The 21,780-nt window shown below is 53.1% G+C and carries 22 protein-coding genes; 10 read left to right on the top strand and 12 right to left on the bottom strand.

Translation table 11 applies throughout. The features are described from left to right. Positions 1–69: 69 nt before the first annotated feature. The 3 genes from lpxM to znuA all read right to left on the bottom strand — a co-directional run bounded on the left by lpxM (position 70) and on the right by znuA (position 3,437). On the bottom strand, positions 70–1,041 hold the full coding sequence (gene lpxM, locus ACLJPQ_RS06695; RefSeq protein ID WP_076932888.1) for a lauroyl-Kdo(2)-lipid IV(A) myristoyltransferase: 972 nt from the start codon (positions 1,039–1,041) through the stop codon (positions 70–72). A 116-nt stretch (positions 1,042–1,157) separates the two neighbouring features. Then, positions 1,158–2,477, bottom strand: a complete 1,320-nt coding sequence (mepM, locus tag ACLJPQ_RS06690; RefSeq protein WP_001184028.1) for a murein DD-endopeptidase MepM — start codon at positions 2,475–2,477, stop codon at positions 1,158–1,160. Between the two features lie 15 nt (positions 2,478–2,492). Beyond that, positions 2,493–3,437, bottom strand: coding sequence for a zinc ABC transporter substrate-binding protein ZnuA (znuA, locus tag ACLJPQ_RS06685; protein WP_000939597.1), 945 nt, complete (start codon positions 3,435–3,437; stop codon positions 2,493–2,495). Between the two features lie 78 nt (positions 3,438–3,515). On the opposite strand from znuA, the gene znuC reads away from it, so the two are divergent. Beyond that, positions 3,516–4,271, top strand: coding sequence for a zinc ABC transporter ATP-binding protein ZnuC (gene znuC / locus ACLJPQ_RS06680; protein WP_000203023.1), 756 nt, complete (start codon positions 3,516–3,518; stop codon positions 4,269–4,271). After that, on the top strand, positions 4,268–5,053 hold the full coding sequence (znuB, locus tag ACLJPQ_RS06675; RefSeq protein ID WP_000571508.1) for a zinc ABC transporter permease subunit ZnuB: 786 nt from the start codon (positions 4,268–4,270) through the stop codon (positions 5,051–5,053). The genes znuC and znuB overlap by 4 nt, the downstream gene beginning before the upstream one ends. Before the next feature lie 78 nt (positions 5,054–5,131). Here znuB and ruvB read toward each other — a convergent pair whose 3' ends face one another. From ruvB to ACLJPQ_RS06660, 3 genes are all read right to left on the bottom strand, one after another. Beyond that, a complete protein-coding gene (gene ruvB, locus ACLJPQ_RS06670; protein ID WP_000568508.1) occupies positions 5,132–6,142 on the bottom strand; it encodes a Holliday junction branch migration DNA helicase RuvB in 1,011 nt (336 codons plus the stop codon). An 8-nt stretch (positions 6,143–6,150) separates the two neighbouring features. After that, entirely contained in the window at positions 6,151–6,762 is a 612-nt protein-coding gene (ruvA, locus tag ACLJPQ_RS06665) for a Holliday junction branch migration protein RuvA (protein WP_000580335.1), read from the bottom strand. Between the two features lie 359 nt (positions 6,763–7,121). Next, positions 7,122–7,814, bottom strand: a complete 693-nt coding sequence (locus ACLJPQ_RS06660; RefSeq protein WP_000227316.1) for a hypothetical protein — start codon at positions 7,812–7,814, stop codon at positions 7,122–7,124. 209 nt (positions 7,815–8,023) lie between these two features. On the opposite strand from ACLJPQ_RS06660, the gene ACLJPQ_RS06655 reads away from it, so the two are divergent. Further along, positions 8,024–8,623 (top strand): YebB family permuted papain-like enzyme, encoded by a 600-nt coding sequence (locus ACLJPQ_RS06655; RefSeq protein WP_000716750.1) that lies wholly within the window; start codon positions 8,024–8,026, stop codon positions 8,621–8,623. 1 nt (position 8,624) lies between these two features. Here the strand turns inward: ACLJPQ_RS06655 and ruvC are convergent, their stop codons facing one another. From ruvC to aspS, 4 genes are all read right to left on the bottom strand, one after another. Then, positions 8,625–9,146: a crossover junction endodeoxyribonuclease RuvC gene (gene ruvC, locus ACLJPQ_RS06650; RefSeq protein ID WP_000022509.1), complete on the bottom strand. Its 522-nt coding sequence runs from the start codon at positions 9,144–9,146 to the stop codon at positions 8,625–8,627. A 36-nt stretch (positions 9,147–9,182) separates the two neighbouring features. Beyond that, positions 9,183–9,923, bottom strand: a complete 741-nt coding sequence (locus ACLJPQ_RS06645; protein WP_000907242.1) for a YebC/PmpR family DNA-binding transcriptional regulator — start codon at positions 9,921–9,923, stop codon at positions 9,183–9,185. A 29-nt stretch (positions 9,924–9,952) separates the two neighbouring features. Continuing rightward, positions 9,953–10,405, bottom strand: coding sequence for a dihydroneopterin triphosphate diphosphatase (gene nudB / locus ACLJPQ_RS06640; RefSeq protein ID WP_000653693.1), 453 nt, complete (start codon positions 10,403–10,405; stop codon positions 9,953–9,955). Between the two features lie 93 nt (positions 10,406–10,498). Further along, positions 10,499–12,271, bottom strand: a complete 1,773-nt coding sequence (gene aspS / locus ACLJPQ_RS06635) for an aspartate--tRNA ligase (protein ID WP_001258629.1) — start codon at positions 12,269–12,271, stop codon at positions 10,499–10,501. A 324-nt stretch (positions 12,272–12,595) separates the two neighbouring features. On the opposite strand from aspS, the gene ACLJPQ_RS06630 reads away from it, so the two are divergent. Genes ACLJPQ_RS06630 through cmoB form a run of 5 tightly spaced genes read left to right on the top strand, consistent with a single transcriptional unit; the run spans position 12,596 to position 16,177 of the window. Then, positions 12,596–13,162: a hydrolase gene (locus tag ACLJPQ_RS06630; RefSeq protein WP_080185036.1), complete on the top strand. Its 567-nt coding sequence runs from the start codon at positions 12,596–12,598 to the stop codon at positions 13,160–13,162. Continuing rightward, positions 13,159–13,977, top strand: coding sequence for a DUF72 domain-containing protein (locus ACLJPQ_RS06625; RefSeq protein WP_000639226.1), 819 nt, complete (start codon positions 13,159–13,161; stop codon positions 13,975–13,977). The genes ACLJPQ_RS06630 and ACLJPQ_RS06625 overlap by 4 nt, the downstream gene beginning before the upstream one ends. A 52-nt stretch (positions 13,978–14,029) precedes the next feature. Next, positions 14,030–14,425, top strand: coding sequence for an MAPEG family protein (locus tag ACLJPQ_RS06620; RefSeq protein ID WP_000252975.1), 396 nt, complete (start codon positions 14,030–14,032; stop codon positions 14,423–14,425). A 40-nt stretch (positions 14,426–14,465) separates the two neighbouring features. Continuing rightward, positions 14,466–15,209 carry a carboxy-S-adenosyl-L-methionine synthase CmoA gene (gene cmoA / locus ACLJPQ_RS06615; protein ID WP_000019612.1) on the top strand — a complete coding sequence of 248 codons (744 nt, stop codon included), beginning with the start codon at positions 14,466–14,468 and terminating at the stop codon, positions 15,207–15,209. Next, positions 15,206–16,177 (top strand): tRNA 5-methoxyuridine(34)/uridine 5-oxyacetic acid(34) synthase CmoB, encoded by a 972-nt coding sequence (cmoB, locus tag ACLJPQ_RS06610; RefSeq protein WP_000569024.1) that lies wholly within the window; start codon positions 15,206–15,208, stop codon positions 16,175–16,177. Before cmoA ends, cmoB begins: the two co-directional genes overlap by 4 nt. Positions 16,178–16,412: 235 nt before the next feature. Here the strand turns inward: cmoB and cutC are convergent, their stop codons facing one another. Together cutC and ACLJPQ_RS06600 are read right to left on the bottom strand one after the other, a co-directional pair. After that, positions 16,413–17,159, bottom strand: a complete 747-nt coding sequence (gene cutC / locus ACLJPQ_RS06605; protein WP_001185779.1) for a copper homeostasis protein CutC — start codon at positions 17,157–17,159, stop codon at positions 16,413–16,415. 19 nt (positions 17,160–17,178) lie between these two features. Continuing rightward, complete coding sequence (locus tag ACLJPQ_RS06600) at positions 17,179–17,748, bottom strand: VOC family protein (protein WP_000024796.1); 570 nt, start codon at positions 17,746–17,748, stop codon at positions 17,179–17,181. Between the two features lie 236 nt (positions 17,749–17,984). Here ACLJPQ_RS06600 and argS point away from each other — a divergent pair, with 236 nt between their 5' ends. After that, positions 17,985–19,718 (top strand): arginine--tRNA ligase, encoded by a 1,734-nt coding sequence (gene argS / locus ACLJPQ_RS06595; protein WP_001025365.1) that lies wholly within the window; start codon positions 17,985–17,987, stop codon positions 19,716–19,718. 188 nt (positions 19,719–19,906) lie between these two features. Then, positions 19,907–21,778, top strand: a complete 1,872-nt coding sequence (gene mrdA / locus ACLJPQ_RS06590) for a penicillin-binding protein 2 (RefSeq protein ID WP_031601848.1) — start codon at positions 19,907–19,909, stop codon at positions 21,776–21,778. Positions 21,779–21,780 lie beyond the last annotated feature (2 nt).

Raw genomic sequence — 21,780 nt, 5'->3', positions numbered from 1 at the left:
TCCCCCACGCCTGTTCATCAGGTAATACAGGGTTTGTCAGCATAAAGCCTCTCTTACGAGAGGCTTTATTTATTTGATGGGATAAAGATCTTTACGCTTATACGGCTGAATCTCGCCTGGCTTGCGGGTTTTGAGCAGCTTCAGGATCCAGGTGTACTGTTCCGGATGCGGGCCGACAAAAATTTCGACCTCTTCGTTCATCCGTCTGGCGATAGTGTAGTCGTCAGCCGTGAGCAGATCGTCCATTGGCGGGCGAATCTGGATAGTCAGGCGATGCGTTTTACCATTATACACCGGGAAAAGCGGTATCACGCGTGCGCGGCACACTTTCATCAGCCGACCAATTGCAGGCAGCGTCGCTTTGTATGTCGCAAAGAAATCAACGAATTCACTATGCTCCGGGCCGTGATCCTGGTCCGGCAGGTAGTAACCCCAGTAGCCCTGACGAACAGACTGAATAAAGGGTTTAATCCCGTCATTACGCGCATGCAAACGTCCGCCAAAACGCCGACGCACGGTGTTCCAGATATAGTCAAAAACCGGATTACCCTGATTATGAAACATCGCCGCCATTTTTTGCCCCTGAGAGGCCATCAGCATGGCTGGAATGTCGACGCCCCAGCCATGCGGTACGAGAAAAATGACTTTTTCGTCGTTACGACGCATCTCCTCGATAATCTCCAGACCTTCCCAGTCAACACGCTGTTGAATTTTTTTCGGACCGCGCATCGCCAACTCAGCCATCATCGCCATTGCCTGCGGCGCGGTGGCGAACATCTCATCGACAATCGCTTCGCGCTCAGCTTCGCTACGCTGCGGAAAGCACAACGACAGATTAATTAGCGCCCGGCGACGAGAACTCTTCCCCAGCCGTCCGGCAAAACGCCCCAGCGTCGCCAGCAAAGGGTCACGGAATGATGCCGGTGTTAATGCGATCCCCGCCATTGCCGCCGCGCCCAACCAGGCGCCCCAATACTGCGGATAGCGAAAGGATTTTTCGAATTCAGGGATATACTCACTATTATTTTTTTTGGTTTCCATGCTTTTCCAGGGTCTGCTGACGCGAAAAGGAATTGTGAATAGTGTAGCGACGTCTGCGCCGCACACAAAACAAAAAAGCCGGCACACATCGCGTACCGGCTCTGTCAGCGCATTTGTTAATCGAAGCGCAGTTGCGGCAGAACCTCTTTCACCTGTGCCAGGTATTCACGACGATCTGACCCCGTCAGACCTTCCGTGCGCGGCAATTTCGCTGTCAGAGGGTTAACGGCTTGCTGGTTTATCCATACCTCATAATGCAGATGCGGCCCTGTGGAACGCCCGGTGTTACCAGAAAGCGCAATACGATCGCCACGTTTCACTTTTTGCCCCGGTTTCACCAGCAGCTTACGCAAGTGCATGTAACGTGTGGTGTAGGTGCGTCCATGACGAATCGCAATGTAGTAACCGGCAGCGCCGCTACGTTTAGCGACCACGACCTCGCCATCCCCCACCGACAGCACCGGCGTACCCTGCGGCATCGCAAAGTCAACGCCACGATGCGGCGCAACGCGTCCGGTAACCGGGTTCAGACGACGCGGATTGAAGTTGGAGGAGATGCGGAACTGTTTTGCGGTCGGGAAGCGTAAAAAGCCTTTCGCCAGGCCAACACCGTTACGGTCATAGAATTTACCGTCAGCGGCGCGAATGGCGTAGTAATCTTTACCATCGGAACGCATCCGCACGCCCAACAACTGACTCTGTTCACGCTTGCCATCCAGCATCTCGCGCGACATCAGAACCGAAAATTCATCGCCCTTTTTCAGCTTGCGAAAATCCATCTGCCACTGCATGGCTTTTATCACTGCGCTGATTTCGCTGCTGGTTAAACCGGCCTCTTTCGCGCTGGCGACAAAGCTACCCCCTACCGTACCTTTCAGCAGACTGTTAACCCAGTCCCCCTGCTGCATTTCACTGCTCATTTTAAAACCGTTGGCAGTGCGATCGTAGGTACGCGTTTCACGGCGGGAGACTTCCCATGTCAGACGCTGTAAATCGCCATCGGCGGTCAGTGTCCAGGAAAGCTGTTGGCCAATTTTCAGATTGCGCAGCTCCTTATCAGAAGCGGCAAGTCGGCTAATATCGCTCATATCGATGCCGTACTGATTCAGAATGCTGCTTAACGTATCGCCTGTGGAGACGACGTATTCATGGACGCCGACTTCGCCTGCGGTTTTATCGTCCAGCTCATCCTGAGGAATAGCTTCATCTTCCTGCGCGGCCTGATCGATGGGTTCGCTGGCCTCCGGTAAGAGGGAACGAATCTCGCTTTTCTCCAGTTCAATAGTTTTAACGATTGGTGCGGATTCTGGGTGGTAAACATAGGGCCGCCATACGGCGACGGCCAGTGTCAGAACGGTAAGTGACCCCAGCATAACGCGGTGGGGTCGGGGCAGATTATTAAATGCCAGGGCGACAGAGCGGGCTATCTGTTGCACGTATTCACTTCCTCGTTAATCTCCTTTCAGGCAGCTCGCATACTGGTTGGCTAATTGGCTTAAAAACGCTGAATAGCTTGTTTTACCCAGTTTAATGTTCGTCCCGAGGGGGTCCAGTGTTCCCATTCGAACGGATGTCCCTCTCGCCACGGCTTCCACGACCGCTGGCCTGAATTGTGGCTCAGCAAAAACGCAGGTTGCTTTTTGCTCAACCAACTGTGTTCTTATTTCATGTAAACGCTGCGCGCCAGGTTGTATCTCAGGGTTCACGGTAAAGTGACCGAGCGGGGTGAGTCCGTAGTGTTTTTCGTAGTAACCGTAGGCGTCATGAAAAACGAAATACCCTTTCCCCTTGAGCGGCGCGAGCTCGTTACCGACCTGTTTATCGGTTGCGGCTAATTGTGCCTCAAAATCCTTCAGGTTGGCGTCGAGTTTGGCTCGACTTTGCGGCATAAGTTCCACTAATTTTTCATGGATTGCAACCGCTGTAGCCCGCGCTATCTCTGGGGAGAGCCAAAGATGCATGTTATATTCGCCGTGATGGTGATGTACGTCACCTTTTTCCTCATCGGCGCCCGTATGCGCATGTTCATCCTCATCATCATCCGCGCCCTTCATGAGTAACGGTTTCACATCGGCAAGTTGCGCAATGGTAACCTGCTTATTATCAGGAATATTCCTGACCGACTTCTCCATAAAGGCTTCCATTTCCGGGCCAACCCAGACAACTAAGTCCGCGCCCTGTAAGCGTTTTACGTCTGATGGACGCAATGAATAATCATGCTCGGATGCCCCATCCGGAAGTAATACTTGCGTATCCGTAACGCCATCAGCAATGGCGGAAGCGATAAACCCAAGCGGTTTAAGCGAAGCGACAACGGCGGCGTCGGCAGCCTGGGTTGCACTCCCCCAAAGCGCGGCGGATAATGCTGCGAAAAGAAGCGTATTTTTCTGTAACATAATGCGACTAATCATCGTAATGAATGTGTGAAATGTGATATTATAACATTCTATCACTTCTGCAAGCCTAAAATTAACATGACAAGTTTAGTTTCACTGGAAAACGTCTCGGTCTCATTTGGTCAACGCCGCGTCCTCTCTGACGTGTCGCTTGAATTGAGCCCCGGAAAAATTTTAACGCTTCTCGGCCCTAACGGCGCGGGGAAGTCAACGCTTGTACGCGTGGTTTTAGGACTGGTAGCCCCTGATGAAGGGGTGATCAAGCGCAACGGGCAACTCCGTATCGGCTATGTCCCGCAAAAGCTCTATCTCGATACCACGCTTCCGCTGACGGTAAACCGATTTTTACGTTTACGTCCCGGCACGCAAAAAACGGATATTCTCCCGGCGCTTAAACGCGTTCAGGCCGGACATTTGATTGACGCGCCCATGCAAAAACTCTCCGGCGGTGAGACACAGCGCGTACTGCTGGCGCGTGCTCTGCTTAACAGGCCGCAGTTGCTGGTACTTGATGAGCCGACGCAAGGCGTGGATGTCAACGGCCAGGTCGCGTTATACGACCTTATCGATCAGCTGCGTCGCGAACTCGATTGCGCCGTGCTGATGGTGTCGCATGACCTACATCTGGTCATGGCAAAGACGGATGAAGTGTTATGTCTGAACCATCATATTTGCTGTTCCGGCGCGCCGGAAGTGGTGTCTATGCATCCGGAATTTATCTCTATGTTTGGCCCGCGAGGCGCGGAGCAATTAGGGATTTATCGCCATCATCATAATCATCGCCACGATTTACAGGGTCGTATTGTACTGCGCCGGGGAAATGGTCACTCATGATTGAATTATTACTGCCCGGCTGGCTGGCCGGGATGATGCTGGCGTGCGCCGCTGGTCCTTTGGGCTCATTTGTGGTCTGGCGTCGGATGTCCTATTTTGGCGATACGCTGGCTCACGCGTCGCTTCTGGGCGTGGCGTTTGGCCTGTTGCTGGACGTTAACCCCTTTTATGCGGTAATCGCCGTTACGCTGCTGCTGGCCGCCGGTCTGGTATGGCTGGAGAAACGCCCTCACCTCGCGATTGATACCTTACTGGGCATTATGGCGCACAGCGCCTTATCTTTAGGACTGGTCGTGGTCAGCCTGATGTCCAATGTCCGTGTTGATTTAATGGCTTATCTGTTTGGCGATTTACTGGCCGTCACGCCGGAAGATCTTATCTCGATCGCTATTGGGGTAGTTATTGTGCTGGCCATTCTCTTCTGGCAGTGGCGCAACTTGCTGTCAATGACTATCAGTCCGGATCTTGCCTTTGTCGATGGCGTGAAGTTACAGCGCGTGAAGCTGCTATTGATGCTGGTAACGGCGTTAACCATTGGCGTAGCGATGAAGTTTGTCGGAGCGCTGATCATTACGTCGCTGCTGATTATCCCCGCCGCAACCGCGCGTCGCTTTGCCCGTACGCCGGAGCAGATGGCGGGCGTCGCCGTTGGTGTAGGTATGATAGCGGTTACAGGTGGACTGACCTTCTCAGCCTTTTATGATACCCCGGCAGGGCCATCCGTAGTGCTATGTGCCGCGCTGCTGTTTATCTTCAGTATGATGAAAAAGCAGGCAAGCTAAGCGTGTGTTGCCCGGTGACGCTGCGCTTACCGGGCCTACAAAATCGCCCAGGTCTGATGAGCGCAGCGACTTCAGGCGTTAAGGCATCTCTGGCGGCGTAATACCAAAGTGGTTCCAGGCGCGCACCGTTGCCATACGCCCACGCGGCGTGCGCTGCAAAAAGCCTTGCTGAATCAGATACGGCTCCAGCACGTCCTCAATGGTTTCACGCTCTTCGCCAATCGCCGCCGCCAGGTTATCCAGTCCCACCGGACCACCGAAGAATTTATCAATAACCGCCAGCAGTAGCTTGCGATCCATATAATCAAATCCTTCCGCATCGACGTTCAGCATATCCAGCGCCTGCGCGGCAATTTCCGCTGAAATAGCCCCGTCATGCTTCACCTCAGCAAAATCACGCACACGTCTGAGCAGACGGTTGGCTATACGCGGCGTACCGCGCGCCCGACGCGCCACTTCCAGCGCGCCGTCATCGCTCATCTCAAGCCCCATGTGCCTTGCGCTGCGCCCGACGATGTGCTGCAGATCGGGCACCTGGTAGAACTCCAGGCGCTGCACAATACCAAAACGGTCACGTAGCGGGGACGTTAACGACCCGGCGCGCGTCGTCGCGCCAATGAGCGTAAACGGCGGCAGATCGATCTTAATTGAACGTGCGGCAGGCCCTTCGCCAATCATAATATCCAACTGGTAATCTTCCATCGCCGGATAGAGTACCTCTTCCACCACCGGTGAAAGCCGGTGAATCTCATCAATAAACAGCACATCATGCGGTTCAAGATTGGTGAGCATAGCCGCCAGATCGCCTGCTTTTTCCAGCACCGGGCCAGACGTGGTTCGGAGATTGACGCCCATTTCATTGGCAACGATATTTGCCAGAGTCGTCTTACCTAACCCTGGCGGGCCGAAAATCAGCAAGTGATCTAGTGCGTCGCCACGCCGTTTTGCCGCCTGAATAAAGATCTCCATCTGGGAGCGCACCTGCGGTTGGCCGACATATTCCGCCAATAACTTCGGGCGAATGGCGCGATCGGCGACGTCTTCTGCGATCGTGGCGCCTGCTGAAATCAGGCGATCTGCTTCTATCATCCTTTACCTCATAACGCGGCGCGTAACGCGTCGCGAATCAGTGTTTCACTGCTTGCATCCGGACGGGCGATCTTGCTTACCATCCGACTGGCTTCTTGCGGTTTATAACCCAGCGCCACCAGCGCAGCAACTGCTTCTTGTTCTGCATCTTCCGAGGTTGGGCTGGCCGGCGACGTCAATACCAGATCGACCGCTGGCGTAAAGAGATCGCCATGTAGCCCTTTAAAGCGGTCTTTCATTTCGACAATCAGCCTTTCGGCGGTTTTCTTGCCGATACCCGGCAGCTTCACCAGTGCGCCAAGCTCTTCGCGCTCAACCGCATTGACGAACTGTTGCGCCGACATGCCGGAGAGAATCGCCAGCGCCAGCTTAGGCCCGACGCCATTCGTTTTAATTAGCTCTTTAAACAGCGTGCGCTCTTGCTTATTGTTGAATCCGTACAGCAACTGCGCATCTTCACGCACCACAAAGTGGGTGAAGACGATTGCCTCCTGCCCGGCCTCCGGCAGCTCGTAAAAGCAGGTCATAGGCATATGTACTTCATAGCCTACGCCCCCTGTCTCCAGCAGCACGATCGGGGGTTGTTTTTCGAGAATAATGCCTCTGAGTCTGCCTATCACATGACGCTCCTGCGTAAAGGGCTGAAAAGATAATGCACTATCATAAAAAAAGACTGGATGTTTATCCAGATGAAAAACACGTATCCCGATATTTCTCTACTCCGACAACCCGCGATGGTTAACGACGGGTACGCTCCCCGCTGCGTACAAAATAAGTCGTACACTCATTGACAACTTTTTGCGTCCTACGCGAATAACTTTTTGCCAACATGCCGTGGCGCACGTTCGGTAGTCTTCAATAATGAGTATCCTGATAATACTAATAATGTATCCAGTACGAATGCCAACAGCGGAACATCGGGCCTCCAAAAAAACAGACCCGAGAATAGATTTAATAATATTAACCACTAGCGCTGAATTTAATCGCATGTTGTTTTATCGTCGCGCGCAACAGATTTTAATTCGCCATGACACAATAAATATTGTACAAACTCATTTTTCATGCCATCGAAATTCACGGCTGGCATCCCTTCTGAATAACTATAATAAATATTCACATACTCTTCGCTACTAAAAAATGCCTGTCGTTTTGCTGCTAACCCACGGCCTTTTGCTGCAATATACTGGAAGCAGTGGCCGCTGGCGCCACAGCTCCGCCCATCATCAACAATATATATATCGGCAGCGTTAAACAGCTGTTCCAGCCAGCACTGGCGAATCGTTCCGGCCGCACAAACCAAAAATAATGATGCGCTAATCATCCACCCGGATTTTTTTACCGATGTCATAGCCAGGAAAGCCATAAAGCACGCTGCCTGCAGGCACAAAACCAGTTCTTTATTCCCGGCAACCAAATGCCACTGGTTAAATACTAAGGTAATGAAAACTGAACTCAATGTTGCCAACAGTCTGGTCCTGAACCGCCTGGCAGGGAGAAGTAAAAATAATAATGAAATCGTCCCTGGCTTTAATAAAAAAACAACGGTATTAGCCTCTGCCATATCAATACTCAAACAATAACAAAAGCTAATAAACAGATGAAAGATAATAGCAACAAAAATATAAGGAAAATAAAATACCCAACCTATTCTCATTGGTTTATCATCAACCACGTCATACTCCCTGTCAATATGAGAGATCAGATGATGAGAAATTTACCACCTTAATTCTCCCCCAAATATATTTGCGACATTAATTCCAATAAATGAAATATTCACCATACATATTTCGATGACACTAAAGCTTGTCATTTATCTGGTATAATGCTAACTACCCTGTAGAATAAATAAAAGGAATTTATTTCAAATAATGGAATGCAGAGATGAAAAAACATTATTCTGTCCAATATGAAACCGGGGATATCGTCTTTACCTGTATAGGTGCCGCGCTTTTCGGCCAGATATCCACCGCTTCACAGTGCTGGAGCAACCATGTTGGGATTATTATTGGTCATAATGGTGATGACTATCTGGTGGCGGAAAGTCGCGTCCCCCTCTCAACCGTCACCACGCTGTCACTGTTTATACAACGTTCAGCCGGACAACGTTACGCGGTTCGTCGCCTGTGCGGCGGTCTGACGGTCGAACAGAAACTCGCCATCATGGAACAGGTTCCCGCCCGGCTGAATAAGTTTTATCACACGGGGTTTAAATACGAGTCATCGCGCCAGTTCTGCTCGAAATTTGTGTTTGATATCTATAAAGAAGCATTGTGTATTCCGGTAGGCGATATTGAGACATTCGAAGAATTACTTCACAGCAATCCTGATGCGAAACTCGCCTTCTGGAAGTTCTGGTTTTTAGGTTCAATCCCGTGGGATCGTAAGACGGTGACGCCAGCCAGCCTGTGGCAACATCCCAATTTAGAATTAATTAGCGCCTGTGGAATTGAAACCCCTCAACGCGAGGCTGAGGGAGAATGATTTAGCGCAACCTTCCCCGCGCCAGATTGAGTCGGCTCTCGCTCATTTGCATCGCGTTCTGGCTAACGTGGCAATGCGTAATGGCGATAGCCAGCGCATCCGCGGCATCGGCCTGCGGGTTAGCGGGGAGCTTCAGCAACGTGCGCACCATATGCTGAACCTGGCTTTTCTCCGCGCTACCAATACCGACGACGGTTTGCTTCACCTGACGCGCCGCGTATTCAAACACGGGCAGTTCCTGATTGACCGCGGCGACAATCGCGACGCCGCGCGCCTGTCCCAGCTTGAGGGCTGAGTCGGCATTTTTCGCCATAAACACCTGTTCGATAGCAAAATAGTCCGGCTGGAACTGCGTGATGATTTCCGTCACGCCTGCGTATATGAGCTTCAAACGAGACGGCAAATCATCGACTTTGGTGCGAATACATCCGCTGCCCAGATAGGTCAGTTGTCTGCCTACCTGGCGGATAACGCCATAACCGGTAATGCGCGAGCCGGGGTCAATACCGAGAATAATCGACACGCTATCCCCCCTGCCCGCCGGCGTTTAACAGCACCATTACAGGGTCGCCGCCACCTCATCAGAGATCTCACCGTTATGGTAGACTTCCTGAACATCGTCACAGTCTTCCAGCATATCGATCAGACGTAGCAGTTTCGGCGCGGTTTCCGCATCCATATCCGCTTTGGTTGACGGGATCATGGACACTTCGGCGCTGTCCGCTTTCAGACCCGCCGCTTCCAGCGCGTCACGCACTTTGCCCATCTCTTCCCAGGCAGTGTAAACATCAATCGCGCCATCATCATAGGTCACAACATCTTCCGCGCCAGCTTCCAGAGCAGCTTCCATGATGGTGTCTTCATCGCCTTTCTCAAAGGAGATGACCCCTTTCTTACTGAACAGGTACGCCACTGAGCCATCGGTACCCAGATTACCACCGCACTTGCTGAAAGCATGACGCACTTCCGCTACGGTACGGTTACGGTTGTCACTCAGACACTCAATCATAATGGCCGTGCCGCCAGGACCATAACCTTCATAGATGATGGTTTCCATGTTTGAGTCTTCATCACCACCCACACCGCGAGCGATGGCACGGTTCAGAGTGTCGCGGGTCATGTTGTTGGCCAGCGCTTTATCTACGGCCGCGCGCAGACGCGGGTTGGCATCCGGATCGCCGCCGCCCAATTTAGCTGCCGTTACCAGTTCACGAATAATTTTAGTGAAGATTTTACCGCGCTTGGCATCCTGCGCAGCTTTACGATGTCTGGTGTTGGCCCATTTACTATGACCTGCCATAAATATTTCCTCAAAAAAAGCGCGCCTTTTCAGGCGACGTTAATGACAAACTCTTCAATCGCTTGCCGGTTACTCCAGGACTTGGTAAGCGCCGCCGCGTCAGGCGCATCAAGCCACTGGTACGTCAGATGTTCAGTGAATATCACCTGCCGCTCATGCGGTAACGCAAGGCAGAACCAGAATTCTGTATTGTGCATGACGCCCGGCGCATAGCGATGACGTAAATGTGAAAAAATTTCGAACTCCACCGTACGCTGGCAGTCGATTAAGGTCAGTTGCTCTGCCGCAACATCAATCGTGACCTCCTCTTTGACTTCACGTACGGCGGCCTGCAACGCGGTCTCCCCTTCTTCTATGCTGCCAGTCACTGACTGCCAAAAATCCGGGTCATCGCGTCGCTGCAACATTAGCACCCGTTTCGTATCCTGCGCGAAAATAACCACCAGGACCGAAACGGGGCGCTTGTACACTTTATCCTTCACGCGACCTCGTTGTTGGCTGTTGGGTGACGGATGAGACTCGCCCCTGCGGGCCGCCGCGATATCACGCGAATGATGTCGTGTACATTGTTCATATCAGTTATTCTCGGCTTTCTTTACAACCTGAATCCCCAACTCCGTCAACGCTGCCTGGTTGGCGAAACTCGGCGCTTCGGTCATCAGACACGCGGCGGCGGTCGTTTTCGGGAAGGCGATAACATCACGAATATTATCGGTGCCGGTCAACAGCATGGTCAGACGGTCCAGACCAAACGCCAGGCCCGCATGCGGCGGCGTACCGTATTTCAACGCATCCAACAGGAAGCCGAACTTCTCGCGCTGCTCCTGCTCATTGATACCGAGAATACCAAATACGGTTTGCTGCATTTCACCGTTGTGAATACGCACCGAACCGCCGCCCACTTCATAGCCGTTAATCACCATATCGTAAGCGTTAGCGACGGCTTCTTCCGGCGCAGTTTTCAGTTCAGACGCCGTCATGTCACGCGGGGCGGTGAACGGATGGTGCATCGCGGTCAGACCGCCTTCGCCGTCGTCTTCGAACATCGGGAAGTCAATCACCCACAGCGGCGCCCATTTGTCTTCGTCGGTCAGGCTCAGGTCTTTGCCCAGTTTCAGACGCAGCGCGCCCAGCGCATCAGCAACCACTTTTTTGTTATCTGCGCCGAAGAAGATCATGTCGCCGTCCTGCGCGCCGGTACGTTCAAGGATAGCGTCGACGATGTCGGCGGTCAGGAACTTGGCCACCGGACTGTTAATCCCGTCCAGACCTTTCGCGCGCTCGTTAACTTTGATATACGCCAGGCCTTTCGCGCCGTAGATCTTAACAAAGTTACCATAATCGTCGATCTGCTTACGGCTAAGCTGTGCGCCGCCAGGCACACGCAGCGCTGCCACGCGGCCTTTCGGATCGTTAGCCGGGCCCGCGAAGACCGCGAACTCTACCGATTTCAGCAGGTCAGCGACATCTACCAGTTCCATCGGGTTACGCAGGTCTGGCTTGTCGGAACCGTAGCGACGTTCCGCTTCGGCAAACGTCATGACCGGGAAATCCCCCAGATCCACGCCTTTCACTTCCAGCCATAAATGGCGCACCAGCGCTTCCATCACTTCGCGCACCTGTGGCGCAGTCATGAAGGAGGTCTCGACGTCGATCTGAGTAAACTCCGGCTGACGGTCAGCACGTAAGTCTTCATCACGGAAGCATTTGACTATCTGATAGTAACGGTCGAAACCGGACATCATCAGGAGCTGTTTGAACAGCTGCGGCGACTGCGGCAGCGCGTAGAATTTACCTTTGTGCACGCGGGACGGTACCAGGTAATCGCGCGCGCCTTCCGGGGTCGCTTTGGTCAGCATCGGCGTTTCAATATCAAGGAAACCGTGATCGTCCATAAAACGACGCACCAGGCTGGTAATTTTGGCGCGGGTTTTCAGGCGCTGCGCCATTTCCGGACGACGCAAATCCAGATAGCGGTACTTGAGACGCGCCTCTTCGGTATTAACGTGGTTAGCGTCAAGCGGCAGTGAGTCTGCGCGGTTGATGATAGTGAGAGAGGACGCCAGCACTTCAATTTCGCCGGTCGCCATATCCGCATTGACGTTTTTCGCGTCACGCGCACGCACGGTGCCCGTAACCTGAATGCAGAACTCATTACGCAGTTCAGAGGCCAGCTTTAACGCGTCCGCACGATCCGGATCGAAGAACACCTGCACAATACCTTCGCGGTCGCGCATATCGATAAAGATCAGGCTGCCAAGATCACGACGACGGTTGACCCAACCACACAGAGTCACCTGCTGCCCCACGTGGGACAGACGTAGCTGTCCGCAATATTCTGTACGCATGAGATATCCCTTAACTTAGCCGCAGGCGGATTGTTGCCTGCCATGCAGGCGACGAAGTCGCAGCTTTAGCTGTATGTCACAACTGGATGAAAAAAGGCGGCTATTATACTGGAAATTCTGCCGCACGATAAGAGTCAATCCAGCATGGGAGCGATAACTTGCCCGTTTCATGCGGGATCGACGCCTGGTTCATACTGACTGTACCCGGCTTTTTCACGCGGGTATTGCGTATGCTCACAAAAATTAACAATATTTGTCGCCGCTTTCCCCTTTAATCGCGCTTAAGGTGTAGTGAAATCCGCTATTTTTAGGAGAGTGATTATCATGCTGAAACTCAACGCGACCACAACCGCCCTGGTGGTTATTGATTTACAGGAAGGAATTCTTCCGTTTGCCGGCGGCCCGTATACGGCAAATGAGGTGGTCGCCCGCGCCGCGCGGCTGGCGGAAAAGTGTCGCGCCAACGGCTCGCCCGTGGTTATGGTACGCGTCGGATGGTCTGATGATTATGCCGAAGCGTTAAAACAGCAGGTGGATGCCGCAACGCCTGCGCACGCGTTGCCGGAAAACTGGTGGACCTGGCCTACGGCATTGGGTAAAAAGGACAGCGATCTGGTAGTGACTAAACGCCAGTGGGGCGCGTTTTACGGCACCGACCTGGAATTACAGCTTCGCCGCCGGAGTATCGACACCATCATATTGTGCGGGATCTCAACCAATATCGGCGTCGAATCCACAGCGCGTAACGCCTGGGAGTTAGGATTTAACCTTATTATTGCCGAAGATGCCTGTAGCGCCGCCAGCAGTGAGCAGCATCAGAGCAGTATGACGCATATTTTCCCGCGCATTGGCCGGGTACGCAGCGTAGAGGATATTTTAAACGCCTTATGATCTACATTGGCTTGCCGCAATGGTCGCACCCGAAATGGGCGCGGCTCGGCATCACCAGTCTGGAAGAGTATGCCCGCCACTTTAATTGCGTGGAGGGCAACACCACGCTTTACGCGCTGCCGAAAGCGGAAATTGTCGATCGCTGGTATGCGCAAACTACGGACGATTTCCGTTTTTGCTTTAAATTTCCCGCCACCATTTCTCACCAGGCCGCTCTGCGCCATTGCGACGATCTGGTACAGGCGTTTTTTACCCGCCTGGCGCCGCTGGAAACACGTATTGGCCAATACTGGCTACAGTTGCCCGCCGCCTTTGGACCGCGCGATCTCCCCGCCTTATGGCAGTTTCTTGATGCGCTCCCCGCCACGTTTACCTATGGCGTAGAAGTTCGTCATCCGTGTTTTTTTGACAAAGGTGAGGATGAACAGCGGCTCAATCGCGGGTTACACGCGCGCGGCGTAAACCGCGTGATCCTGGATAGTCGTCCGGTACATGCCGCCCATCCCCACAGCGAGGCCGTCCGCGACGCGCAGCGAAAAAAACCCAAAGTTCCGGTACATGCGGTCGTGACGGCCAGCCATCCAATGGTGCGTTTTATCGGTAGCGATAATATGGCGCAAAACCGTGAATTTTTCGCCGCCTGGTTGCAGAAACTCCCGCAGTGGCGGCAGACCACCACGCCTTTTCTGTTTTTACATACTCCGGATATCGCGCAGGCGCCGGAACTGGTGAATACGCTTTGGCATGATTTACGCAGCGTCTTACCGGAAATCGGCACTGCTCCGTCCATTCCACAGCAATCTTCTCTTTTCTGAAAATGCCCCCTATCATAGACAGTGCCATCAGCCATTTTAAAAGGGAGTTTGTATGGTAAGCGCGCTGTATGCCGTTTTGGGTGCGTTATTATTAATGAAGTTCTCTTTTAATGTCGTTCGCTTGCGAATGCAGTACCGTGTCGCCTATGGCGACGGCGGTTTTAGCGAATTACAAAGCGCCATCCGTATTCATGGCAACGCGGTGGAATATATTCCTGTCGCGCTGGTGCTGCTGCTGTTTATGGAAATGAACGGCGCCGAAACGTGGATGGTGCATATCTGCGGCATCATTTTAATCGCCGGTCGGCTGATGCATTATTACGGTTTTCACCACCGCCTGTTCCGCTGGCGGCGGGCGGGGATGAGCGCGACCTGGTGCGCATTGTTGCTGATGGTGCTGGCAAACCTGTGGTATATGCCCTGGGAGTTGGTTTTCTCCCTGTATTAGCGCACAATATGCGCCTTTATTTTTCCCGGATGTATACGTTATGTCTCACCGCGACACGCTTTTTTCTGCGCCTATCGCCCGTCTCGGCGACTGGACTTTTGATGAACGAGTAGCCGAAGTTTTCCCCGACATGATTCAGCGTTCGGTACCAGGCTACTCCAACATCATCTCCATGATCGGCATGTTAGCTGAACGCTTTGTGCAGCCGAACACGCAGGTCTACGATCTGGGCTGCTCGCTGGGCGCCGCGACGCTGTCTGTTCGGCGTAATATCCGCCATGAGCATTGTCGCATTATCGCCGTCGATAACTCCCCGGCCATGATTGAACGCTGCCGCCGTCATATTGATGCGTATAAAGCGCCTACGCCGGTTGAAGTCGTTGAAGGCGATATCCGCGATATCACTATTGAAAACGCCTCGATGGTGGTGCTGAATTTTACCCTGCAATTCCTTGAACCTGCCGAACGCCAGGCATTGCTGGATAAGATTTACCAGGGGTTGAATCCCGGCGGCGCGCTGGTACTGTCGGAAAAATTTAGCTTTGAAGACGCGAAAGTGGGCGAGCTGTTATTCAACATGCACCACGATTTTAAACGCGCGAATGGGTACAGCGAACTGGAGATCAGCCAGAAACGCAGTATGCTGGAAAACGTGATGCTCACCGACTCGGTGGAAACACATAAAGCGCGCCTGCGTAAGGCGGGTTTCGAACACAGTGAACTGTGGTTCCAGTGCTTTAATTTCGGGTCGCTTGTCGCGTTAAAAGCCGGAGTTGCCGCATGATCGAGTTTGGTAATTTTTATCAGCTCATTGCTAAAAATCATCTCTCCCACTGGCTGGAAACATTGCCCGCGCAGATTGCCGCCTGGCAACGCGAGCAGCAGCATGGCTTGTTTAAACAGTGGTCGAACGCGGTAGAATTTTTACCGGAAATTACGCCCTGGCGGCTGGATTTACTGCACAGCGTCACGGCGGAAAGCGAAACGCCGCTCAGCGAAGGTCAGCTAAAGCGTATTGATACGTTGCTGCGTAATCTGATGCCGTGGCGTAAAGGCCCGTTCTCGCTTTATGGCGTAGATATTGATACCGAATGGCGCTCAGACTGGAAGTGGGATCGCGTACTGCCGCATCTGTCAGATTTAACCGGCCGGACGATCCTTGATGTCGGCTGCGGCAGCGGCTATCACCTGTGGCGGATGATTGGCGCAGGCGCACATCTGGCGGTCGGCATCGATCCTACACAGCTTTTCCTCTGCCAGTTTGAGGCGGTGCGTAAACTGTTGGGTAACGATCAGCGCGCGCATCTGCTGCCGTTGGGCATTGAACAACTCCCGGCGCTGAAAGCATTTGATACCGTCTTCTCGATGGGGGTGCTTTATCACCGTCGCTCGCCGCTGGAACATCTGTGGCAGTTAAAAGATCAGTTGGTCAACGAGGGTGAACTGGTACTGGAAACGCTGGTCATCGACGGCGACGAAAATACCGTTTTGGTGCCGGGTGACCGCTACGCGCAGATGCGTAACGTCTATTTTATTCCTTCCGCGCCGGCATTAAAAAAATGGCTGGAAAAATGCGGCTTTGTTGATGTGCGTATCGCTGACGTTTGCGTCACTACCACCGAAGAGCAGCGCCGTACCGAATGGATGGTTACCGAGTCGCTGGCCGATTTCCTCGACCCGAACGATCGCAGCAAGACGGTGGAAGGCTATCCCGCCCCGCAGCGCGCGGTGCTGATTGCGCGTAAACCGTGATGGATTGTCGAATGATCGTTACGTATAGCACCGTTTCTCCAAAATAGTTCAAGTTGCAGCAAGGCGGCAACGCAGCAAATCCCCGGGAACGTAGGTAGCTACGTGACCGGGGTGCGCGAGGCGGCCAACGCTGCTGCGGCTTGAAATATGAAGGAGAAAAAAAGGCCCCTGTTGAATTGGCAGGGGCCTGGTACGAGCAAGCATCATATTGGGCGACATGATGCAACGGTAAAAATCATTTGGCCTGATGGCGAACAATGATTCCTTTCATTTCAGCGACCGCCGCACCCTCTACCCTATAGCGAGAATACTCGTCCGCCTGTATATCGGCAGACATCGATAACCCCTGATTGCGATAGCGCATCGGCGAAGGCAGTAAGACTCCGGCGGAACTGTGTACTTCCCGTACTCCGGCATCGAGGAAATTCTGCAGGTTATTTGCACGAACCCCCGCACCAGCCATAATGATTGGAGCATCCCCCTGGGCAATAAGTTCCATAATTATTGATAAACCTTGCGCCGCATCGGCTTTTTGCCCGGAAGTCAGTACTCTTGCTACGCCTGCGTCAGCCAGATTCTTTAGCGCATTGAAGGGATTAGCGCACATATCGAAGGCGCGGTGGAATGTCACTGCCAGCGGTCCGGCCGCCGCCATTATTTTTTCCATTCGCGACATATCGACATCCCCATCAACGGTCAACACGCCAGTAACCAGCCCGGGAAACCCCAACTCTCTGACGAGGCGGATATCTTCCAGCATGGCGGCAAATTCGCCGTCAGTGTAGTAAAAATCCCCGCCACGAGGACGAATAATCGGATGTACGGGAATCGTAATATGCTCGCGCACGCTGCGTAAGACGCCCAGCGAAGGCGTAAGCCCGCCTTCTTTCGGCGCGGCGCACAGTTCGATACGATCCGCGCCGTTTCGCTGCGCGGTGAGCGCGCATTCCATGCTGTAACAACAGATCTCAAGTAACGCCATATTCACTCCGCTCGGCAGGTTAATGGGCCGCCTGTTCGCTGGCGACAATCGCTTCAATCGACCATGGATGAAATTTTACCGTGACGCGGCCATCGGTCACGGCCAGCGTAGGGTTTGGCAAACGTTCATGCTCACCCTGTGGCGAACTGGTTTTAACCACGATCCCCGGCTGACTAAGCCCCTCATCCGACAACAACGCCAGAGCCCTCGCGTTCAAGGTCTCCGGCTCGCCGGGCAGCACGATTTCAATATGCTCCCACCCTTCGTGTGGATAGCGTTTTTCTCCCGGCCACGGTAATTCAATAACAGAAAACCGCCAGTGTTCCACACATACCGGTTCATGCAGTTTAAACAGACAAATCGGCCTGCCGTTGATGATATTTTCCGACAGTAGCTCGCCGCATTGTTCAAAACCGCGACGCCAACGCTCCGCCGTCGTATTCTGGTGACAGCGCAATGAAATGTGATCGGCCTCAAGGGCGCTAATCTGCAGACCAAGGCGAGTGGAAAGTTCTCTGAACGCCAGAGTGAATCGCGGTAAATCTGCGGAAATATCATGCAGTTCATCAATGTGTTGCCAGTTCGCCATATCAGGACGCTCTTCTTGCTGTGAAAACCGCTAATTTACGCTGTTGCGCCCCGGCAACCAACCTTTGATTTGATTGGGCGTTTATTGAATGCTTATGCAGATTATTGTTGCGTATATTTCAGGCGACGCGCCGCGCGCGCAATGCTGACGCCAACGGGCATTTGCAGTATACTCCCGCCCTAATTCTTAAACTGGCGCGGGCAATACAGCCCGCTTCATAAACGTAAGGTATTCCGGTGAATATTCAGGCTCTTCTCTCAGAAAAAGTTAGTCAGGCCATGATTGCTGCAGGCGCGCCTGCAGATTGCGAGCCCCAGGTTCGTCAGTCAGCCAAAGTTCAGTTCGGCGACTATCAGGCCAACGGCATGATGGCAGTTGCGAAAAAACTGGGTATGGCCCCCCGACAACTTGCAGAGCAGGTGCTGACTCATCTGGATCTCAGCGGCATCGCCAGCAAGGTTGAAATCGCCGGCCCTGGCTTTATCAATATTTTCCTCGAACCGGCTTTTCTCGCTGAACAGGTGCAGCAGGCGCTGGCCTCCGAACGTCTGGGCGTTTCTCAGCCGACTCGTCAGACGATTGTCGTCGACTACTCCGCGCCCAACGTCGCGAAAGAGATGCACGTCGGTCATCTACGCTCCACGATTATCGGCGATGCGGCAGTGCGCACGCTGGAGTTTCTGGGCCATCATGTTATTCGCGCTAACCACGTCGGCGACTGGGGCACCCAGTTCGGTATGCTTATCGCCTGGCTGGAAAAACAGCAGCAGGAAAACGCGGGCGACATGGCGCTGGCGGATCTCGAAGGATTTTACCGCGATGCGAAAAAGCATTATGACGAAGATGAAGCGTTTGCCGAGCGCGCGCGTAACTACGTCGTCAAATTGCAGAGCGGTGATACCTATTTCCGTGAGATGTGGCGTAAGCTGGTTGATATCACGATGACGCAAAACCAGATCACCTATGATCGTCTGAACGTCACTCTGACGCGTGACGATGTGATGGGCGAAAGTCTGTATAATCCGATGCTGCCGGGCATCGTCGCCGATCTGAAAGCCAAAGGCCTGGCGGTTGAAAGCGAAGGCGCAACGGTGGTTTTCCTTGATGAGTTTAAAAACAAGGAAGGCGACCCGATGGGCGTCATTATTCAGAAGAAAGATGGCGGTTATCTGTATACCACTACCGATATCGCCTGCGCCAAATACCGTTACGAAACGCTGCACGCCGACCGCGTGCTCTACTACATTGACTCCCGTCAGCACCAGCACCTGATGCAAGCCTGGACCATTGTGCGCAAAGCCGGTTATGTGCCGGATTCCGTTCCGCTGGAACACCACATGTTCGGCATGATGTTGGGTAAAGACGGTAAACCGTTTAAAACTCGCGCGGGCGGTACGGTGAAACTGGCGGACCTGTTGGATGAGGCGCTGGAGCGCGCGCGTCGTCTGGTGGCGGAGAAGAACCCGGATATGCCGGCTGACGAGCTGGAAAAACTGGCTAACGCCGTCGGTATTGGCGCGGTGAAATACGCCGATTTGTCAAAAAACCGCACCACTGACTATATCTTCGACTGGGATAATATGTTGGCTTTCGAAGGCAATACCGCACCTTATATGCAGTATGCCTATACGCGTGTGCTGTCTGTTTTCCGTAAAGCGGACATCGACGAGCAGGCGCTGGCGAGCGCGCCGGTTATCATTAGCGAAGATCGCGAAGCGCAACTCGCTGCCCGTCTGCTGCAGTTTGAAGAAACCCTGACGGTGGTCGCGCGTGAAGGTACGCCGCACGTCATGTGCGCGTATCTGTATGACGTCGCCGGGCTGTTCTCCGGCTTCTACGAGCACTGCCCTATTCTCAGCGCCGAGAATGACGCGGTTCGCAATAGCCGCCTAAAACTGGCGCAACTGACGGCGAAGACGCTGAAACTGGGTCTGGATACGTTGGGTATCGAAACCGTAGAACGCATGTAAACGCGCCGTCGTTAACATCATCAGGCCTGACTCCGGGTAACGGACTCAGGCCTTTTTATTGCCACAGCGGTATATCTGTAACAAATCACAAGGAATGACACATTTCTATAGAGAGATGGAACATCTTTTACCTGTGCTGGCGCTGACCGCCCCGTATCATTAGGCGGCGGATTGTTCAGGTACAGGTAATGACTTTTAAAGACTTTGATGCGGAAGAGAAACTCTTCCTGAGACGTGTGATTGTGGCGTTTGGTGTAGTGGTTGTCTGCTTTGGTATCCTGATCTTCAACCTCTATAACTTGCAAATCCGCCAGCACCACTACTACACCACCCGTTCGAATGAGAACGATATCAAGATGCTACCCGTCGCGCCCACGCGCGGCATCATTTACGATCGCAACGGCATTCCGCTGGTGCGTAACGTAACCTGGTATGATATCGCGGTTACGCCCTATAAAATTGCCGATATGGATGCGCTGCTAAAACAGCTCACCCCTATTGTTGATCTCTCCCCCGATGATATCGCCGACTTTCGCCGCGCGCTAAAATCCAGTAGCCGCTATCGTCCGGTGGTGCTCAAAAACGCGCTAACGGATGTTGAAATCGCACGCTTTGCGGTCAATCAGTTTCATTTCAACGGCGTCACGATCAATAGCTATCAGGATCGGCAGTATCCTTACGGCGCGGAGCTGGCGCATGTTCTCGGTTACGTGTCAAAGATAAACGATAACGACCTTAAAGCGCTGGATAAAAAAGGGCTGGCAGAGAATTACGCGGCGGACCATAACATCGGTAAACAGGGGATTGAGCGTTACTACGAAAACGATCTTCATGGTAAAACCGGCTATCAGGAGGTCGAGGTGGATAATCACGGGCGTATTGTCCGCCTGCTGAAAGACGTTCCTCCCATCGCGGGTAAGAATATTCACCTGACGCTGGATCTCCATTTACAAGAGTACATTGAAAGTTTGCTGGCCGGGCAGCGTGCTGCCGTACTGGTTGAAGATCCGCACGATGGTTCAGTGCTGGCGATGGTATCTATGCCCAGCTACGACCCGAACCCCTTTGTAAAAGGCATTAGCTATCAGGATTACGGCAAACTGCTGCACGATAAAAATCTGCCGCTGATCAACCGCGTGACGCAAGGGCTTTATCCTCCGGCGTCAACGGTTAAACCCTATATGGCAATGTCCGCGCTGTTAAGCGGGATTATTACGCCGCAAACCACCTTCTTTGGCGCGCCAACCTGGACGCTTCCCGGCACGCAGCGTCATTACCGGGACTGGAAAAAAACCGGACACGGTATGCTGGATGTCACTAAAGCGATTGAGGAATCTGCGGATACCTTTTTCTATCAGGTCGCTTATATGATGGGTATTGACCGTATCGACACGATGTTGTCTCAGTTCGGCTATGGCAAACCGACGGGCATCGACCTTAATGAAGAGTATGACGGGCTGCTTCCCAGCCGCGCATGGAAACAGCGGGTCCATAAAAAAGCCTGGTATCAGGGCGATACCATCTCTGTCGGCATCGGCCAGGGTTACTGGATTGCCACCCCCATCCAGATGGTAAAAGCGATGGTGGCGCTCATCAACAACGGTAAGGTGATTGCCCCTCACCTGTTACTCAATGAAGAGAGCGGCAAAACGGTGGTTCCGTATCGCCCTTCAGGAACACCGGCACAGATAGCCGATCCGGCGTCGCCATACTGGGGACTGGTGCGTCAGGCGATGTACGGCATGGCGAATGCACCCAACGGAACGGGCTATAAGTTCTTTCACACCGCGCCCTACGGCATTGCGGCCAAAAGCGGCACGTCGCAGGTATTTAGCCTGAAAGAAAATCAGACCTACAACGCGAAAATGATCCCCATTCGCCTGCGCGATCATGTGTTTTATACCGCTTTTGCACCGTATAAAAACCCTAAGGTCGCTATTGCCTTGATTCTGGAAAACGGCGGAAGCGACGGCGTTACCGCCGCGCCCATCATGCGAAAAATCCTTGACCACCTGTTTGATCCACAGGCTGATACCACACAGTCGGGTCAGGCGCCATAATC

This window comes from Salmonella sp. SAL04213, assembly GCF_046550535.1.
GTDB classification, from domain to species: domain Bacteria; phylum Pseudomonadota; class Gammaproteobacteria; order Enterobacterales; family Enterobacteriaceae; genus Salmonella; species Salmonella enterica.
The sequence above is the reverse complement of the archived record's forward strand: the minus strand, read 5'-3'. Positions and strand labels throughout refer to the sequence as shown.

Coding starts and splice junctions, on each gene's coding strand:
- lpxM (WP_076932888.1), bottom strand. CDS start 1,041: ATGGAAACCAAAAAAAATAATAGTGAGTATATCCCTGAATTCGAAAAA.
- znuA (WP_000939597.1), bottom strand. CDS start 3,437: ATGTTACAGAAAAATACGCTTCTTTTCGCAGCATTATCCGCCGCGCTT.
- znuC (WP_000203023.1), top strand. CDS start 3,516: ATGACAAGTTTAGTTTCACTGGAAAACGTCTCGGTCTCATTTGGTCAA.
- znuB (WP_000571508.1), top strand. CDS start 4,268: ATGATTGAATTATTACTGCCCGGCTGGCTGGCCGGGATGATGCTGGCG.
- ruvB (WP_000568508.1), bottom strand. CDS start 6,142: ATGATAGAAGCAGATCGCCTGATTTCAGCAGGCGCCACGATCGCAGAA.
- ACLJPQ_RS06655 (WP_000716750.1), top strand. CDS start 8,024: ATGAAAAAACATTATTCTGTCCAATATGAAACCGGGGATATCGTCTTT.
- ACLJPQ_RS06645 (WP_000907242.1), bottom strand. CDS start 9,923: ATGGCAGGTCATAGTAAATGGGCCAACACCAGACATCGTAAAGCTGCG.
- aspS (WP_001258629.1), bottom strand. CDS start 12,271: ATGCGTACAGAATATTGCGGACAGCTACGTCTGTCCCACGTGGGGCAG.
- ACLJPQ_RS06630 (WP_080185036.1), top strand. CDS start 12,596: ATGCTGAAACTCAACGCGACCACAACCGCCCTGGTGGTTATTGATTTA.
- ACLJPQ_RS06625 (WP_000639226.1), top strand. CDS start 13,159: ATGATCTACATTGGCTTGCCGCAATGGTCGCACCCGAAATGGGCGCGG.
- ACLJPQ_RS06620 (WP_000252975.1), top strand. CDS start 14,030: ATGGTAAGCGCGCTGTATGCCGTTTTGGGTGCGTTATTATTAATGAAG.
- cmoA (WP_000019612.1), top strand. CDS start 14,466: ATGTCTCACCGCGACACGCTTTTTTCTGCGCCTATCGCCCGTCTCGGC.
- cmoB (WP_000569024.1), top strand. CDS start 15,206: ATGATCGAGTTTGGTAATTTTTATCAGCTCATTGCTAAAAATCATCTC.
- cutC (WP_001185779.1), bottom strand. CDS start 17,159: ATGGCGTTACTTGAGATCTGTTGTTACAGCATGGAATGCGCGCTCACC.
- ACLJPQ_RS06600 (WP_000024796.1), bottom strand. CDS start 17,748: ATGGCGAACTGGCAACACATTGATGAACTGCATGATATTTCCGCAGAT.
- mrdA (WP_031601848.1), top strand. CDS start 19,907: ATGACTTTTAAAGACTTTGATGCGGAAGAGAAACTCTTCCTGAGACGT.